This window comes from Herbiconiux sp. VKM Ac-1786 (assembly GCF_015350805.1).
Classification (GTDB): Bacteria; Actinomycetota; Actinomycetes; order Actinomycetales; family Microbacteriaceae; genus Herbiconiux.
The window spans coordinates 759,831-775,482 of the sequence record NZ_JADKSG010000001.1 but is presented as its reverse complement, the minus strand read 5'-3'; the positions used below and the strand labels follow the sequence as shown (position 1 = coordinate 775,482).

Here is a 15,652-nt window from a genome sequence, read left to right as displayed (position 1 = left end):
ATCTGGCGGAGGTGGTGCGGGTGGTGCGGCGGGCGGGGGTCAGGCTGAGCTGGTGGTGGAGCCGGCTGTGACGACCGTGCGGCGGCGGGAGAAGGTGAAGCTGAACAGGAGGGCGACGAGGAGGACGATGCCCTTGCCGAAGTCCTGAGCGTAGTAGGGCAGGCCCGCCATGGTGAAGCCCGTGACCATGACCGCGATCAGCACGGCCCCGAGCGCGGTACCCCAGGCGTTCGGCCGGCCGATGCCGAGCACGCTCACGCCCACGAGCGCGACCGCGACCGCGTCGAGCAGCAGCGAGTTGCCCGCCGTGACGTCGCCCTGGCCGATGCGGGCCGCGAGCAGCAGCCCGGCGACCGAGGCGAGCAGCCCGCAACCCATGTAGGCGGCGGTGCGGTACCACTGCACCCGGATGCCCGAGAGCCGCGCCGCCTCGGCATTGGTGCCGACCGCGAAGAGCGCGCGGCCCCAGCGGGTGCGCTCGAGCAGGAACCAGAGCAGCACGGTGATCAGGAGGAACAGGATCACCGGGATCGGCACCGGCCCGATCGAGCCGCGGTCGAGCCAGAGGAAGTCGGCGGTGAACTTGCCGGGGGCGGTCGTGCCGTTCGAGAGGGTCATCTGCGACGAGATCGACTTGCCGTCGACGATGATCAGCTTGAGGCCGACGATGACGAACATCGTGGTCAGCGTCGCGAGCAGGTCGGGGATGCGCGCCACCACGATCAGGAAAGCGTTAAGTGCCCCGATCAGCAGCCCGCAGACCAGCACGACCGAGACGGCGACGCCGCCGACCTGGTTGGCGATGACCATGGTCCAGGCCGCGATGGAGACGGCGAAGCCGGCGGAGGCTCCGACCGAGAGGTCGATGCCGCCGACGGTCATGGCGAGCATCACGCCGAGGCCGGCGATCGCGGTGGGGGCGATGAACTTGAGCATGCCGAAGACGTTGTCGACCGTGCGGAAGTTCGGCTCGGACACCACGAAGAACAGGATCAGCAGCGCCGTCACGGCGACGAAGCCCCACTTCACGACGGCGCCGGAGACGCGCTCGCCCACCGACGAGGTGCGTGCGGCCGGCCGGGTGGGTGGGGCCGTGGCGGTGCTGCTCATGAGGAAGTCCTTTCGGGCCGGGACTCGGGGGTGGAGGAAGTGGGGTCGCCTGCGTCAGCGGGGGTGGCCGAGGTGGCCGGGGTGGCCGCGGGATCGGTGGAGGTGGCGCGAGCGGCCGCGGAATCGGCGGGGGTGGCCGAGCCGGTTTCGCCGAGGAAGGCGTGGATGATCGTGGGGCGGTCGACGGTGTCGGCGTAGCGGTCGAGCTCGATGCGGCCCGCGACGAGCACGACGATGCGGTCGGCCACCTCGAGGATCTCGTCGACGTCGCTCGAGAAGACGACCGCGGCGGCGCCGTCGGCCGCGAGGGCCGCGAGGCGGGCGCCGATCTCGCGGCGGGCCGCGATGTCGACGCCGCGGAAGGGCTCGTCGAGCAGCGCGAGCTTCGGCGCCGCCGAGAGCCAGCGGCCCACGACGACCTTCTGCTGGTTTCCGCCCGAGAGGTCGTCGATCAGCGCGTCGGGCCCGGCGGTGACGACCGAGAGCGTGTCGATCACCGTGTCGGCGCGCGAGCGCTCCGAGCGACGGCGCAGCAGGCCGAGCGCACTCGACTCGGCGAGGAAGGGCAGGGTGATGTTGCGCAGCACCGACCAGCCCGGCAGGATGCCCTGCCTCTGCCGGTCCTCCGGCACCAGCACGACTCCGGCGCGGATGGCGTCGGACGGCCGCCTGGGCGCGTACGGCGCCCCCTCGAGCGACAGGCTGCCGGCGAGCGGCTGCGCGAGTCCGCCGAGCAGCTCGGCGAGCTCGGTCTTGCCGGCGCCGATCAGGCCCAGCACCCCGAGCACCTCGCCGCGCCGGATCTCGAGGTCGAGAGGCGCGGAGCCGGGCAGGGCGACGACGCCCTCGAGGCGGGCCACCGCATCCGTTCCCCGGGCGGCCGTGCCGCGGTCGTGGTCGAGTGCGGTCTGCCGGCCGAGCATGTCGTGCAGCAGCTCGTGCCAGGCGAACGGCCGGGACGACACCGACTGCACGAGACCGTCGCGCAGCACGACCACGCGGTCGGCCAGCGCCTCGATCTCGCCGAAGCGGTGCGAGACGTAGACGATCGACAGCCCCTGCGCCCGCAGCGCCCGCAGCACGCCGAACAGCCGTTCGGCCTCGGCCGCGGTGAGCGCCGAGGTGGGCTCGTCGAGGATGAGGAGGCGCGGTGTGCTGCGCAGCGCCCGCGCGAGCACGAGCAGCTGCGCGTCGGAGATGGGCAGCGTGGCGGCGTCGCGCTCGAGCACCGCGTCGCTCCAGTCGAGACCGAGGGTGCCGAGGGCGGCCCGGGCGTCGGCGAGCGCCTGGCGGCGACGGCGAAGCGGATGCCTCGACGCCTGCGCGAGGTCGTCGAGCGTGAGGTTCTCGGCCACCGAGAGCCCGGGGACGATTCCGTCGGCGACCTTCTGGTGCACGGTCGAGATGCCCAGCTGCCGGGCCTGCACGGGCGAGGACAGGTGCACGATCTCGCCGCCGATGCGGATCTCGCCGCCGTAGCGGGCGTTCGCGCCCGAGAGGGCCTTGATCAGCGTCGACTTGCCGGCGCCGTTCGCCCCGAGCAGTGCGGTGATCTCGCCGGCGCCGAAGGCGAGGTCGACGCCCTGCAGCACGACGTTCGAGCCGTACGCCACCGAGACGCCGCTGAGCGACACGACGGCGTCCGCAGCGGCCCCGACGGGAACCACCGCGGGAACCCCGACGGGGGACACGACGACGTCGTGCCCCCCGGGGCGTTCAGAGCGGGAGTCGGTCATTCGGAGACCGCGGGCAGCCAATCCGCCACGACCACGTCGTCGAGCGCCAGCGAGGGCTCGGCGGTGCGCAGCTCCTTGACGTTCGTGACCTTGTTCTCGGCCAGGAAGTCCTGCGTGATCGTGATGGCGGGGAACTGCACGTCGGTCTCGTCGAGCTGGCCGGCGAGGCTGAGGGCGAGGGCGCGCACGACGCCGGCGCCGACGGCCGCGGGGTCGGTGGCCGAGGTGGCGACCCACGGGCTGCCGTCGGCGGTGATGACCTCGAGGTCGGCGTTGGAGATGTCGATGCCGTAGACCTTCACCGAGCTCTGCAGGTTGTTCTGGATGACCGCCTGCACGGCGCCCTTCGTGATCTCGTCGTAGGGGGCGAAGATCGCCTTCACGTCGGGGTTCTGCTTGAGGGCCGCGTCGACCAGCGGGATGTTGTCGGTGGCGGTCGACTCGGAGACCTTGCCCGTCGAGAAGACGACGTCGAGGTCGTTGTCGGCGACGACCTTGTTCCACACCTCGGCGCGGCGGTCGAGCGGTGCGAAGCCGGTGGCCGAGACGTAGCCGACCTTCGCGCCCTGACCGACGTCGGCGACGAGCTGCTTCAGCACGCCCTCGGCCATGGAGGCGTCGGACTGGCTCGTGGTGATGACGCCGTCGGTGTCGGTGAGCGCCAGGTCGTAGACGATCACGGGGATGCCCGCGTCGACGGCCTTCGTGATGAGGGGCTGGATGGTGTCGGTCTGCCCGTGGTCGACGATGATCGCGTCGGGCTTGGCGGCGATGGCCTGCTCGAGGTCGCTGGCCTGCTTGGCGTTGTCGTTGCGGGCGTCGGTGACCTGCAGGTCGATGTTGGCGAACTCGGCCTGCGCGGCGGCTCCGGCGCCCCAGGCCTCGAAGAAGTCGCCGGCACCGCTCTGGCGCACCAGGGCGACGGTGACCGGGTCGCCGTCGAAGGGCGAGGGCAGGGCGGCCGAGGCGGTGGGAGCGGCCGAGGAGCCGGCGGCGGTCTCGGACGACGTGCTCGACTGCGCGCAGCCGGAGAGGACGAGGAGGCCGGCGGCGGCGAGGGCCGTGACGGCCGCAGCTCTCTGGAGGATGGCCATGGGGTGCTCCTTCGGGACGAGGAAGAGGGTGCGGTGGGGTGTGAGTGCAGCTCGATTCAAGACCTCGGGCGAGTCCGGCGACGAATCGTGTTGCGCTCTGTTACCTTTTCGCGCCTGCACGACGGATGTGCAGGAGGAGACGTCGGGGGAGCGGGATTACGATGAGGGCATGACCCTGCTGACCGTGTGGAACGACACCGACCCCACCACTCCCGCGCTGCAGACGCGCGACTTCGACACCATCCACGAGGTGCTCGCCGGGCTGAACGCCCGGTTCAGCCGCTGGGAGCTCAAGCAGCTCTCGGCCGAGCCCACCCAGGAGGAGGTGCTCGAGCTCTACCGCGACGAGATCGCCGGCGTGAACGCCGACCACGGCTACACGCTCGTCGACGTCGTCTCGATCACCCCCGCCGACACCGACGAGTACCGGGCGCAGGCCGCCGAGGCGCGCCAGAAGTTCCTCAGCGAGCACCAGCACGACGACGACGAGGACCGCTTCTTCGCCCGCGGCTCGGGCGTCTTCTACCTGCACGCGCAGGGCAAGGTGCACGCCGTGTTCTGTGAGGCCGGCGACCTGCTGTCGGTTCCGAAGGACACCACGCACTGGTTCGACATGGGCACCAACCCCGACTACGTCTCGGTGCGCTTCTTCCACGACGACGACGGCTGGGTCGGCCACTTCACCGGCAGCGACGTGGCCACGCAGTTCGCCACCTACGACGAGCTGGCCTCCGTCCCCGCCTGAGCTGAGAAGGCGGGGCAGAGACGTCGGGGCCGAGTCGCCGGGGCGGCTCAGGACTGGGTCGCCCCGAACGCCAGCCCCAGCACATACGTCACCGCGGCCGCACCGAACCCGATGGCCAGCTGCCGCAGCGCCCGCCGCAGCGGCGGCCCACCCGAGAGCAGCCCCACGACCGCACCCGTGCCGAGCAGCGCGAGCCCGACCAGCACCGACGCGATGACGACGGCGACGATCCCCGAGAGCCCGAACAGGTAGGGCAGCACCGGGATGATCGCGCCCGACGCGAAGAAGCAGAACGACGAGATCGCAGCCTGCCAGGCGGTGCCGATCTCCTCGTGCTCGTCGCCGTCCGGAGCGCCGGCAGCACCCGGGCCGGAGGCCCCGTCGCCCGTCACCACCGGCGCCGTCACCCCCGCATCCCCCGCCCGCTGGATGCGGATCGCCGAGGTCGTCGTCGACAGCCCCCCGAACACGTCGGCGGCCTTCGCGGCGGCGTCGGCCGAGCTCATGCCCCGCGCCCGGTAGACCAGCGCCAGCTCGTTCGCGTCGACGTCGAGCTTCGGTACCGCCGTGTGCGCGTCGGGGTCGGGTGTCGACGCCGCGAGCAGCTCCCGCTGCGACCGCACCGACACGAACTCGCCGGCGCCCATCGACAGCGCCCCGGCCAGCAGCCCGGCGACGCCCGTGGCGAGCACGACGGTGCTCGAGACGCCGGTCGCGCCGATGCCGAGCACGAGGGCGAGGTTCGAGACCAGGCCGTCGTTCGCGCCGAAGACCGCCGCACGGAACGTGCCCGAGAGCCGACTGCGACCGCGGGCCGCGAGGCTGCGCACGACCTCTCCGTGGATGCGCTCGTCGGCCGCCATCGCCGCGGTCGCGTCGACGTCGGTCTCGTAGGGCGAGCGCGCCTCGGCCCGCTGCATCAGCGCCAGCACGAACACCGAGCCGAAGCGCCGCGCGAACACCGCGAGCAGGCGGGTGCGAAGATCGGCCCGCCGCGGCTTGCCGACGTCGTCGCCGAGCAGCTCCAGCCAGTGCTCCTCGTGCCGCCCCTCGGCGTCGGCGAGAGCGTCGAGGATCTCGCGTTCCGACCCCGTCTTGCGCTGCGCCAGCTCGCGGTACACACGGGCCTCGGCCCGTTCGTCGGCGAGGTACTGCCGCCAGCGGCGCAGCTCGGCCGGGCTCGGCGGGGTGGGGGAGGGCGTACTGATCACAGGCGACAAGTCTGGCAGCCGCCCGTCACCCGACCGGCCGGATCGCCGTCTTTCCCAGTATTTCGAGCCCCCGAAACGCCGAGGCGAGAGACCGGGCCGAGCGGATGCGCGCCGCGCCCGCCCCGCCCGGTGACGCCCAGGCGCGGTGCTAGTTGTCCTCGTCGCGCAGGTCGAGCGGGTCGGACTCCCCGACGGGCTCCGAGGCGTCGGTCGCCGCGTCCGGCCCCGGCGGGATGGTCGGGTCGGGCTGCGCCTCGCCCTCCGAGTCGCCGTCGAGCCCCGAGGGCAGCGCGGTCTCGCCCGCGATCGCACCCGTGCCGGCCCCCTCGGGCAGCAGCTCGTCGGCGTCGCCCTGGCCGTGGTCGCGTCCCTCGCGGTCGTCCTCGGCCTCGGTCGGCCCGTCGGGCAGCACGGTCTCGCCGGCCACCGCGTCGTTCGTCACGGTCTCCTTGGCCATCGCGTCGGCCAGCACCGGGTCGCCCACGGTGTCGGAGTCGGGCAGCTGCGTCTCGGCGGGAGTCGTCTCGATGCCGTTCCCCTCCGAGGCCACCCGGCCCGAGAAGCCCTCGTCGGCCAGGGCGCCTTCCGAGGAGCCCTCGGGCGTGATGCTGTCAGTCATGGTTCCGCTCCTTGCCGGGCGGCCGGTCACCGCCCCGAGCTCCCAGCCCACCACCCTGAGCGCCGACCGCAACCCCCACGACCGAGCTGCGACCGCAACCCCTAGCTGTACCCCGACGGCGTCGGGAACAGCCCTTGCAGCGCGTGGTCCCCGACCTCCTGCGCCTTGTACGCCACGGGATCGTGCAGCGTGATCGTGCGCGCGTTCCGCCAGAACCGGTCGAACCCGTACGACTCCCCGGTCGCCCGCGCCCCTGTGAGCTCGAACAGCCGCGAGGTCACGTCGAGCACGGTCTTCGTCGTCACGACCTTGGCCGCCGCGATCTCCACCGCGACCTCGCCGCGCTCGGCGTCGGTGAGGGCCCAGCCGCGGTCGGCCGCCTCGACGAGGGCGTCCGTGGCACGCCAGGTCAGAGCATCCGCCGCCCTCGTCTGAGCGGTCAGCTCGCCGATCAGCTCGCGGATGTACGGGTCGTCGACGGCCCGGTCGACCGCGGACGTCGACCAGGGCCTGGTGCTCGTGGCGACGTACGAGGCCGCCGCCGCCAGCGCCCCCTCGGCCAGCCCGACGTGCAGGTGGTCGAGCGCCACCTGGAACAGCAGGATCGACAGCGACGCGAACGGCCGGTACGCCTCTCCGGCCTGCTCGCCGACGCCGAGCACGTGCGCCTCGGGCACGAAGGCCGCCTCGAACGACACCGAGCCCGAGGCCGACAGCCGCTGGCCGATGTTCGCCCAGTCGTCGTGGTGCACGACCTCGGGCTGCCGGGCGTCGATCACGACGGCGAGCTTCTCACCGGTGTCGACGCGCGTGGCCGACGCCGTGATGCGGTCGGCCACCTGGGCGCCGGTGGCGAAGAACTTGCGGCCCGAGACGGTGAAGCCGCCGGCGGCCGGGGTGAGCTCCAGCCCGGCGTCGCGCGGGTTGCCGGCCCCGCCCCAGAACCAGTGGTTCGCGGCGAGCCCGCGCTGCAGACCCTCGATGGCCGCGCGGTTCTCGTTCAGCTGCACCCGCCACGAGTTCACGTAGTGGTAGGCGAAGACGTGCCCGAGCCCGGCATCGGCACGGATGACCGGCCGCAGCGCCTCGAACACCGACCGCCAGCCCAGCCCGCCGCCGCCCAGCTCGGCCGGCACCAGCGCGGGCAGGGCCCCCGTGGCCCGCAGTCGCTCGACCTCGGCGAACGGTGCCGTGCCCTCGGCGTCGCGCTCGACCGCCACCGTGGCGAACTCGGACGCGAGAGCACCCAGCGCGTCGACCAGGGCCGACGCGGAGGTGATGGTGCGGGGCGTCATCGCTGCTGCTCCTCCTGCCACGGCGACCGGTTCCACTGCCGCAGCACCTGGTTGCCGTGCTCGAAGCCGAGCACGCAGAGCGCCGCGGTGTCGAGCACGAGGTACTCGCCGGTGCTGATCGGCGCGCCGATCCAGGTGGCGGCGAGGGTGCGCAGGTAGTGGCCGTGCGAGAACAGCAGCACGTCCTCGCCGCGGTTCAGGGTGAGGTGCGCGCGGCGGATGATCGCCTGATTGCGCCGCAGCAGGTCGGCCGCCTGCTCGCCGACGCCCTCCGCCGTGGGCTGCACGCCGTCGCGCCAGAGGTTCCAGTCGTCGCCGTAGGCCTCGGAGATCTGCGGGCTGGTCAGTCCCTCGTACGCGCCGTAGTCCCACTCCACGAGGTCGGCGTCGGTCTCGACGTCGGGGTAGCCGACGATCGCCGCGGTCTCGACGGCGCGCCGGCGCGGGCTCGAGAGCACCAGGCCGAAGGAGCGGCCGGCGAGCACGCGGGCGACGGCGGCCGCCTGCTCCTCGCCGCGGGCGGTGAGCGGGATGTCGGTGCGGCCCGTGTGCCGGCCGTCGAGGCTCCACTCCGTCTCGCCGTGCCTGACCAGCACGACCTGCGGAGCGGTGCCCCGGGCGGCGTCCTTGAAGGTCGCTCCGGCGTCGGGGTGATCGGCGGGGAGGGCTGCGGGATGCGTCATGGCAGAGGTCCTTCGACGTGGGGGCGGGCGGAGACGTCCCGTCAAGGCTAGCGCCCGAAACATGGCCGCAATCCGGGGCGGGCATCATGGCGTCATGAGCGAAGCCGGCACCCTCCTGACCATCGTGAACGCCGTCGTCGTCCCGCTGGCCGACGGAACGGACTGGTTCCGCGGCTGGCTGGCCGTCGGCGCCGACGGCCGCATCGAGTCGATGGGCGAGGGCGCCCTGCCGCCCGAGCGCGAGTCGATCGGCTCGGGCGAGGTGCTCGACGCGAAGGGCGCGTTCCTCGCCCCCGGCTTCGTCTCGGCGCACAGCCACATCTTCACGAGCGGGATGCGCGGCATGACCCCCGGCGAACCCCTCTACGGCTGGGTCGGTGAGCAGAGCACCTTCATCGCCGGCGCCGACGAGGAGGACGTGTACTGGTTCACCCTGCACGGCTGCCTCGACTTCCTCGGCAACGGGGTGACGAGCGCCTACAACTTCACCGACTCCCGGGTCGTCGGCAAGTACGACGCCGAGACCGACCGGCGGGAGATCTACGCGATCCGGCCCGAGGGCTACCTGCACCGGCAGTTCGACGCGGCCCGGGACGCGGGGCTCCGCACGATGAACGCCATCCGCCTCGACAGCGAGTTCCAGCCGGCAGAGGAGGCCTTCGACGCCTTCGGCCGCGCCGTGCGGTACCTCGAGGCGTCGGTTCCGCCCGAGCTGTCGCTCGGGGCATCCGTCTTCGGAGCCGTGCAGTGGTCGGCGAGCGCCCAGGCCGCCCGGGACGAGGTGCGCGCGATGGACGAGCACGGGATCGGCAACCAGGCGCACTTCCTCGAGACGAGCGAGGCGCTGGATCAGCAGCGCGAGAAGTTCCGCTGGTACGAGGAGGCGGGGGCCCTTCGGCCGGGCTTCCTGTTCGGCCACTTCGTGCACCCCGACACCTACATGGCGCGGGTCGCCGCCCAGAAGGGGGCCGGCATGGTCTGGCAGCCCACCTCGAACGGGCGGCTCGGCTCGGGCGTCGCCGACATCCCGCGTTATCGCGAGCTCGGCATGCCGATCGGGGTCGGGCTCGACGACCAGTCCTGCACCGACATCTCCGACCCCTTCCAGAACGTGCGGATCGGCGTCTACACGCAGCGGGCCGTGAACCAGGACGCCTCGGTGCTGATGCCCCGCGACATGCTCCGGATGCACACGCTGGGCTCGGCCGAGGCGCTCGGCGTCGCCGACCGCGTCGGCTCCCTCGAGGTGGGGAAGTTCGCCGACCTCCTGCTCGTCGACCCGGCGAGCCCCGACACCGGGCCGGTCTGGGACGTGCACGCGCACTACGCGTTCGCCTGCGGGCTGCGGAACCTCAAGCGCGTCTACGTGGGCGGGCGGCTCGTGTCGGAGGAGGGCGTCAGCACAAATCCGCTCGCCGCGCAGGCCTCGGTCGAACTGCACTCGCGGGTGCGGGAGGTGGCGTCGCGGTCGGCGTCGAGGAGCACGGAGCGACTGGCCTGGTAGCGCATCCGGGCCCGGGCACGAACGGCTCCTGAGAAGAGCGCGGATTTTCTGGTCGGAGTACACCGGATCCCGCTACGCTCCGAAAAAGGGAAAGGCCACCGCCATGTCTGACACCACCCCCACCTCCTCCGACACCGACCCGTTCGCCGACGCCGCCGGGCCCGAGGGCCACTCGATCACCGACTGGACCGACCTCGGCCGCGAGATGTGGTCGTACCTCACGGGTCGCGGCGCCGCCGTGAACTACAGCTTCGTCGACATGACCGTCGAGGTGCCCCGCGACATCGGTCCGGATGCCCCGCGCGCCACCTGGAAGCTCAACGGCACCCTGCGGGTCACCACGAGCGACGACACCGCCGCCGGCTCCGACCCGCACCGCGGACGCTGAGCCGGAGACCCGGACGGGGACGGGCGCCGCAATGGTGCGCCTCGACATCGACCTGACGTTCTCCGAGAGCGAGCCCGACGGCGACGGCACGGTCGTGCCGTTCGAGGGCACGATCACGGCCTCGGGCACCGAGATCACGATCCACGTGAACGAGCCCGGCCGCCTGCCGGGCAACGGGCGGCGCAGCCTCGCCGACCTCACGACGGTCGCGGACGCGCTCGCGGCCCGGGGCATCTCGGTCTGCCTCGAGGGCCCGGACGGCCCGATCCTGCACCTCGGCGACGTCAAGCAGAGCCGGCTGCAGCGGCTGGTGACGCGCTCGCCGCACATCCGTCTCGGCGGTCTGCAGGCGCTCGCGCCGCTGCTCGTGCGCCGGAACGGCGACCAGGCGCTCACCTTCCCGATCCCGCCCACCACGCCGTTCCCGCTGCTGCCGACCGTGAACCGGGTGGTGCGCCGCCGGGTCACGACCACGCACTACCTCCCCGGCTCGGGCCGGCCGCGGCTGATCTTCACCGTGGGCTCGGAGTTCTGGGACGGGCGACCGCCCCGCGAGTTCGACCTGCTGCCCGGCCGCACGGTCATCGGCTCGGGGCCCGATGCCGATCTGCAGCTGCCCGGGCTGGCGCCCGTGCACGCCGAGATCCGGCACGAGGACGACGACGAGTACGTGCTCTACGACGTCGAGCCCACGGGCGGCGGCCACACCCGCGAGGCGGGCCCGGTGGGCGGTCGCCCGCCGCGAGGCCGCATCCTGCGCACCGGTGCCCGGGTGGAGCTCGGGGACTGGCGGCTGGCCTACTTCCGGGAGGAGTTCGCCGACCACGGCCGCCCCTACGGCGGTCGCGTCGGCGGCGAGCTGTCGAAGCAGAAGAAGCAGCCGCCGCGTGGCGGGGCGTCGTCGGTGGCCGGGAGGGTGACCGATCCGAACTGAGCGCGGTGCGGGCATCCGCTCTTCGCTACAGTCGTGCTGGGCCCGAGCACGCCCGTCGACGCAGCGTGCCGGCCGGTGCGAAGGAGACCGCCATGCTGACCGACCTGGGTGAAGCCGAACTGGCCGAGTACGAGAGCGTGCAGACCGCTCCCGACGACTTCGACGACTTCTGGAGCTCGACGCTCTCCGGGTCGCGCGCGGCGGCGGTCGCGGCCGGAAGCCGGCTGCTCGTCGAACCGGTCGACACCGGGCTGACGACCGTCGAGGTCTTCGACGTGACGTTCCCGGGCTTCGGCGGGCAGGGCATCAAGGCATGGCTGCGGGTGCCCGCGAGGGCCGAGGGCCCGCTGCCGGCCGTCGTGCAGTACGTCGGCTACGGCGGCGGCCGCGGGCGCGCCTGGGAGAACCTGTTCTGGGCGAGCGCCGGGTTCGCGCACCTGCACATGGACACCCGCGGGCAGGGCTCGACCTGGTCGGTCGGCGCCACGGGCGACCCCGACGGCTCGACGGGCCCGCAGATCCCGGGGGTGATGACCCGGGGCATCGAGAGCCGTGAGGGCTACTACTACCGCCGGCTGATCACGGATGCGGTGCTCGCCGTCGACGCCGCCCGCACCCTGCCGCAGGTCGACCCCGAGCGCATCGGCGTGGTCGGGGGCAGCCAGGGCGGCGGGCTGGCCCTGGCCGTCGCGGCCCTCGCCGAGGGCGTCACCGCCGGTGCCTTCACCACCCCGTTCCTCTGCGACTACCCGCGGGCCATCCGCATCACGGATGCGCACCCCTACAAGGAGATCGCCCAGTACCTGGCGGTGCACCGCGATCGCCTCGGCGAGGTGATGGAGACGCTGCGCTACTTCGACGGGGTGAACTTCGCCCGCCGGGCCCACGTGCCGGCCTGGTTCTCGGCGGCGATGATGGACCCGATCACCCCGCCCTCGACGATCGCGGGCGCCCACAAGGCCTACGCGGGCGACAGCGCGCTGCACCTCTGGCCCTTCAACGGGCACGAGGCGGGTGGGCCCGACGAGGACGCCCTCGTGCTCGCCTTCCTCGCGTCGCACCTGCGCGGCTAGAGTTCGGATCATGGACGAGGTCACGCAGTCCGCCAGGGCGACGACGCCGTGACGGGCACGAAGGGAAGGCAGGGCATGCCGGCACACGCCGAACCGCCGCGCGGACGGATCGAGGGGCCGTGGAGCTCGAGGCTGCGGGCGGGGGCGCCCGGCGCATCCGTCGAGCTCGACGCATTCGACACGGGGGCGACCCCCGGCGTGCTCGACAAGGACGACGGAGAGGCGAGCTTCCGCGGCACCGGCAAGTCGCTCGCGCGGCTGCAGGAGCAGCTGTTCGCCGCGAGCACCGTGACCGGCGGGGCGACCGCGCGATCGGTGCTGCTCGTGCTGCAGGGCATGGACACCTCGGGCAAGGGCGGCGTGGTGAAGAAGGTGGCCGGCTCGGTCGACCCGCAGGGGGTCTCGCACCACGCCTTCAAGGCGCCGACGGAGGAGGAGCGGGCGCATCCGTTCCTCTGGCGCGTCGAGAAGCAGCTGCCCGCGCCCGGGCAGATCGGGGTGTGGGACAGGTCGCACTACGAGGACGTGCTGGTGCCGCGCGTGCACGGCACGCTGTCGGCGGCCGCGATCGACGACCGCTACGCCACGATCAACGCCTTCGAGCGGCAGCTGGTCGAGTCGGGCACGACGGTCGTGAAGGTGCTCCTCCACCTCGGCTACGAGGAGCAGCGCAAGCGGCTGCTGCGGCGGCTGGACCGCTCGGACAAGCACTGGAAGTTCAGCCCGGGCGACGTCGACGACCGGGCGCACTGGCCCGCCTTCCAGGAGGCCTACGAGGCGGCGCTGACCGCCACGAACACCGAGCCCGCGCCCTGGTTCGTGGTGCCGGCCGACCACAAGTGGTTCTCGGCGCTCGCCGTGCAGCAGCTGCTCGAGGAGGCCCTCACCGGGCTGCAGCTGCGCTGGCCCACCGCGTCGTTCGACGTCGAGCGCGAGCGGGAGCGGCTGCTCGCGACGTGAGCGTCCGCGGCGGGTGCCTGCCGCACGATACCTCGGGTATCGTTCGAGAATGAGCCAGGGCCTCCGCCGCCGCATCGCCCTGGGCGACGGCCGCAGCCTGGCCTACCGCATCTACGGCAACCTCCACGGCTCGCTCGTGCTGAGCTGCCATGGCGGGCTGATGAGCGGACTCGACGCGGCCACCGGCGACGCGGTGGCCCGCTCGCTCGGCATCGCGCTCGTGTCACCCGACCGGCCCGGCATCGGCGGCAGCTCACGGAGCCCCGGCCGCACGCCGCTGGCCTGGGCGCGCCACGACGTGGGCGCGCTGCTCGAGCACCTGGCGTCGCCCGCCGGTGGATCGCTCGACACGGAGCGCTTCGCGGTCACCGGCTGGTCGGAGGGCGGGCAGTACGCGCTCGCCGTCGCTCGGGCCTTCCCCTCCCGGGTCGCGGCGGTCGCCGTCGTGGCGGGGGCGCTGCCGCTCGCCGACCCCGCCGTGTTCGCCGAGCTCAACCGCACCGACAAGCGCGTGGCGGGCCTGTCGCTGCGGGCCCCCGCGCTCGCCGCCCTCGGCTTCGCGGCGACCCGGGGCATCGCGCGGGCCTTCCCGCGGCTCACCGCCGAGGCCTCGGGCGTGTCGCTCGACGCGAGCGACACGAGGCTGCTCGCCCGGCACTCGGCCTGGTTCGCCCGCTGCGTCGCCGAGGGCGTCGTCGACCCGTGGGGCGCCGTCGACTCGTACCGCGCCTTCGTCGGCCCGTGGGGCTTCGCGCCCGCCGAGGTGGCGGTGCCCGTGGTGGTGCACCAGGGCTCGGCCGACCGCCTGATCCCGGCGGCCTGGGCTGCCCGCCTGGTCGACGAGCTCCCGGATGCCCGACTCCGCCGCTACCCGGGCGAGGGCCACTTCATCGTGCTGAGCCGCCGCGCCGACGTCCTGGCGTCCCTCTTCACGCCGGCGTGACCTCGGCCGGCGGGTCGGGCACGCGGGGGCGGAGGCAGAGGGCCAGGAGGAGCGCGCCGACGACGGCGCAGCCGACGTAGACGAGGGACAGGGGCACCTGGTCGCGGTCGGGCAGCACGGCCGCCCCCGCCATCGTGGCGGCCACCACGAGGTAGCAGACGGCGCTCGCGAGGCCGCCGATCAGGCCGAGGTTGCGGTCGAAGAGGCCGAGGGCGAGGCCGTAGGCGAGCGGGCAGAGGGCGCCGCAGCCGAGCATCACGAGCATCCCGCCGATGGTGATGAGCAGGATGTCCGGCCCCACGGTGAGACCGCTGACGAGCAGCACCGCCGTGCCGGCGACGAAGAAGGCGAACGCCGAGAAGCCGATCACCCGCGACGACAGCCGGGTGGCGAAGGCGCCGGTGGCGAGCTCGCCGCCCAGGTTGGCCGCCCCGATGACCAGCGCGATGGCGCCGTACTCGTAGGCCGACAGCCCGAGGGTCTTCTGGTAGATCAGCGGGGCGATGATGCCGAACAGCAGCTGGGCGCTGGCGAACACGGCGAACGCGAGGGTGAGGCCGACGAAGATCTTGCGGCGCAGCGTCGTGCCGAGCACCCGGATGATCGCCTTCGGCACGACCGGCTGGGCGCGGGCCGGGTCGAGCGTCTCGGGGAGCATCCGCCACACCACCAGCAGTGCGAGGCCCGCGAGCACGGCGACCAGCACGAAGATGCCCCGCCAGGTCACGGCGCCCACGAGGAAGCCGCCGATCGCCGGCGCGATCACGGGGGCGAGCCCCCAAGAGGCACCGAGCAGGCCCGACAGCGAGGTGAGTTTCGGGCCGCTGGTGGTGTCGGCGGCGATGGCGTAGACGAGGACCATGCACGCGCATCCGCCCACCCCCTGGAAGAAGCGCAGCACCAGCAGCACCGCGATGTCGTTCGCGAAGGCGATGCCGACGCTCGTCACGAGCAGCAGGGCGAGGCAGGCCAGCAGGGTCGGGCGGCGGCCCTTGGCGTCGGCGATCACGCCCACCGGGATCAGGCCGAGGCTCATGCCCAGCACGTAGACGGCCACGGAGGTCTGCACGAGGGTCGACGTGGTGTCGAGCTCGGTGATCATCGTCGGGATGGCCGGCGTGTAGATGTCGATGGGCGCCTGGCTGAGCGGGATCACGCCGAGCAGGATGGCGACGAGCACGCGCCGGCTGGGCATGCGAGGGCCCGAGCGGGAGCCGGTGCGGGGTGCGGTGCGCGCGGTGGTGCTGTCGGTCATCCGGTCTCCCCTGGTCGCTGCGGTCAGCCTAGGGGCGAGGGCGGCGCCGGGGCCCGCCCCAGAAGGGGTGCAGCTCCCGACTCCTGTTGGAAGCGATCGGGC

15 protein-coding genes are annotated in these 15,652 nt (G+C 73.0%); 7 read left to right on the top strand and 8 right to left on the bottom strand.

The annotated features are described in order from the left end of the window. Window positions 1-39 precede the first annotated feature (39 nt). From ITJ64_RS03835 to ITJ64_RS03825, 3 genes are read right to left on the bottom strand one after another with little or no spacing between them, the layout of a single operon-like run. On the bottom strand, window positions 40-1,110 hold the full coding sequence (locus tag ITJ64_RS03835) for an ABC transporter permease (protein ID WP_194679441.1): 1,071 nt from the start codon (window positions 1,108-1,110) through the stop codon (window positions 40-42). Then, on the bottom strand, window positions 1,107-2,846 hold the full coding sequence (locus ITJ64_RS03830) for a sugar ABC transporter ATP-binding protein (protein WP_194679440.1): 1,740 nt from the start codon (window positions 2,844-2,846) through the stop codon (window positions 1,107-1,109). Before ITJ64_RS03830 ends, ITJ64_RS03835 begins: the two co-directional genes overlap by 4 nt. Continuing rightward, window positions 2,843-3,940, bottom strand: a complete 1,098-nt coding sequence (locus ITJ64_RS03825; protein ID WP_194679439.1) for a substrate-binding domain-containing protein — start codon at window positions 3,938-3,940, stop codon at window positions 2,843-2,845. Before ITJ64_RS03825 ends, ITJ64_RS03830 begins: the two co-directional genes overlap by 4 nt. Window positions 3,941-4,109: 169 nt before the next feature. Between ITJ64_RS03825 and ITJ64_RS03820 the strand changes: the two genes are divergently transcribed. Next, window positions 4,110-4,685 (top strand): acireductone dioxygenase, encoded by a 576-nt coding sequence (locus tag ITJ64_RS03820; RefSeq protein WP_173183153.1) that lies wholly within the window; start codon window positions 4,110-4,112, stop codon window positions 4,683-4,685. Window positions 4,686-4,732: 47 nt separating this feature from the next. On the opposite strand, the gene ITJ64_RS03815 is transcribed toward ITJ64_RS03820, so the two are convergent. From ITJ64_RS03815 to ITJ64_RS03800, 4 genes are all read right to left on the bottom strand, one after another. Next, a complete protein-coding gene (locus ITJ64_RS03815) occupies window positions 4,733-5,893 on the bottom strand; it encodes a VIT1/CCC1 transporter family protein (RefSeq protein ID WP_194680710.1) in 1,161 nt (386 codons plus the stop codon). Between the two features lie 151 nt (window positions 5,894-6,044). Further along, on the bottom strand, window positions 6,045-6,515 hold the full coding sequence (locus ITJ64_RS03810) for a hypothetical protein (RefSeq protein WP_194679438.1): 471 nt from the start codon (window positions 6,513-6,515) through the stop codon (window positions 6,045-6,047). Window positions 6,516-6,616: 101 nt separating this feature from the next. Continuing rightward, complete coding sequence (locus ITJ64_RS03805) at window positions 6,617-7,810, bottom strand: acyl-CoA dehydrogenase family protein (RefSeq protein ID WP_194679437.1); 1,194 nt, start codon at window positions 7,808-7,810, stop codon at window positions 6,617-6,619. Then, window positions 7,807-8,493, bottom strand: coding sequence for a histidine phosphatase family protein (locus ITJ64_RS03800; RefSeq protein ID WP_194679436.1), 687 nt, complete (start codon window positions 8,491-8,493; stop codon window positions 7,807-7,809). The genes ITJ64_RS03805 and ITJ64_RS03800 overlap by 4 nt, the downstream gene beginning before the upstream one ends. 94 nt (window positions 8,494-8,587) lie before the next feature. Here ITJ64_RS03800 and ITJ64_RS03795 point away from each other — a divergent pair, with 94 nt between their 5' ends. The 6 genes from ITJ64_RS03795 (at window position 8,588) to ITJ64_RS03770 (ending at window position 14,295) form a co-directional block, all read left to right on the top strand. Next, window positions 8,588-9,997 (top strand): amidohydrolase family protein, encoded by a 1,410-nt coding sequence (locus ITJ64_RS03795; RefSeq protein WP_194679435.1) that lies wholly within the window; start codon window positions 8,588-8,590, stop codon window positions 9,995-9,997. Window positions 9,998-10,100: 103 nt separating this feature from the next. After that, window positions 10,101-10,385 carry a hypothetical protein gene (locus ITJ64_RS03790; RefSeq protein ID WP_228507649.1) on the top strand — a complete coding sequence of 95 codons (285 nt, stop codon included), beginning with the start codon at window positions 10,101-10,103 and terminating at the stop codon, window positions 10,383-10,385. 31 nt (window positions 10,386-10,416) lie between these two features. Then, the gene (locus ITJ64_RS03785; protein ID WP_228507647.1) at window positions 10,417-11,319 is read left to right on the top strand and encodes an FHA domain-containing protein; all 903 of its coding nucleotides are present in this window, start codon (window positions 10,417-10,419) and stop codon (window positions 11,317-11,319) included. A gap of 92 nt (window positions 11,320-11,411) precedes the next feature. Continuing rightward, window positions 11,412-12,392 carry an acetylxylan esterase gene (locus ITJ64_RS03780; protein WP_194679434.1) on the top strand — a complete coding sequence of 327 codons (981 nt, stop codon included), beginning with the start codon at window positions 11,412-11,414 and terminating at the stop codon, window positions 12,390-12,392. A 75-nt stretch (window positions 12,393-12,467) separates the two neighbouring features. Further along, window positions 12,468-13,352, top strand: coding sequence for a PPK2 family polyphosphate kinase (locus tag ITJ64_RS03775; protein ID WP_194679433.1), 885 nt, complete (start codon window positions 12,468-12,470; stop codon window positions 13,350-13,352). A gap of 49 nt (window positions 13,353-13,401) precedes the next feature. Further along, the gene (locus ITJ64_RS03770) at window positions 13,402-14,295 is read left to right on the top strand and encodes an alpha/beta fold hydrolase (protein WP_194679432.1); all 894 of its coding nucleotides are present in this window, start codon (window positions 13,402-13,404) and stop codon (window positions 14,293-14,295) included. On the opposite strand, the gene ITJ64_RS03765 is transcribed toward ITJ64_RS03770, so the two are convergent. After that, complete coding sequence (locus ITJ64_RS03765; protein WP_228507645.1) at window positions 14,282-15,550, bottom strand: multidrug effflux MFS transporter; 1,269 nt, start codon at window positions 15,548-15,550, stop codon at window positions 14,282-14,284. The genes ITJ64_RS03770 and ITJ64_RS03765 overlap by 14 nt on opposite strands. Window positions 15,551-15,652 lie beyond the last annotated feature (102 nt).

What these genes read in the sequence shown, in the direction of transcription:
- ITJ64_RS03835 (WP_194679441.1), bottom strand. Translation starts at nt 1,110, where the DNA reads ATGAGCAGCACCGCCACGGCCCCACCCACCCGGCCGGCCGCACGCACC.
- ITJ64_RS03830 (WP_194679440.1), bottom strand. Translation starts at nt 2,846, where the DNA reads ATGACCGACTCCCGCTCTGAACGCCCCGGGGGGCACGACGTCGTCGTG.
- ITJ64_RS03825 (WP_194679439.1), bottom strand. Translation starts at nt 3,940, where the DNA reads ATGGCCATCCTCCAGAGAGCTGCGGCCGTCACGGCCCTCGCCGCCGCC.
- ITJ64_RS03820 (WP_173183153.1), top strand. Translation starts at nt 4,110, where the DNA reads ATGACCCTGCTGACCGTGTGGAACGACACCGACCCCACCACTCCCGCG.
- ITJ64_RS03810 (WP_194679438.1), bottom strand. Translation starts at nt 6,515, where the DNA reads ATGACTGACAGCATCACGCCCGAGGGCTCCTCGGAAGGCGCCCTGGCC.
- ITJ64_RS03805 (WP_194679437.1), bottom strand. Translation starts at nt 7,810, where the DNA reads ATGACGCCCCGCACCATCACCTCCGCGTCGGCCCTGGTCGACGCGCTG.
- ITJ64_RS03800 (WP_194679436.1), bottom strand. Translation starts at nt 8,493, where the DNA reads ATGACGCATCCCGCAGCCCTCCCCGCCGATCACCCCGACGCCGGAGCG.
- ITJ64_RS03795 (WP_194679435.1), top strand. Translation starts at nt 8,588, where the DNA reads ATGAGCGAAGCCGGCACCCTCCTGACCATCGTGAACGCCGTCGTCGTC.
- ITJ64_RS03790 (WP_228507649.1), top strand. Translation starts at nt 10,101, where the DNA reads ATGTCTGACACCACCCCCACCTCCTCCGACACCGACCCGTTCGCCGAC.
- ITJ64_RS03785 (WP_228507647.1), top strand. Translation starts at nt 10,417, where the DNA reads ATGGTGCGCCTCGACATCGACCTGACGTTCTCCGAGAGCGAGCCCGAC.
- ITJ64_RS03780 (WP_194679434.1), top strand. Translation starts at nt 11,412, where the DNA reads ATGCTGACCGACCTGGGTGAAGCCGAACTGGCCGAGTACGAGAGCGTG.
- ITJ64_RS03775 (WP_194679433.1), top strand. Translation starts at nt 12,468, where the DNA reads ATGCCGGCACACGCCGAACCGCCGCGCGGACGGATCGAGGGGCCGTGG.
- ITJ64_RS03770 (WP_194679432.1), top strand. Translation starts at nt 13,402, where the DNA reads ATGAGCCAGGGCCTCCGCCGCCGCATCGCCCTGGGCGACGGCCGCAGC.
- ITJ64_RS03765 (WP_228507645.1), bottom strand. Translation starts at nt 15,550, where the DNA reads ATGACCGACAGCACCACCGCGCGCACCGCACCCCGCACCGGCTCCCGC.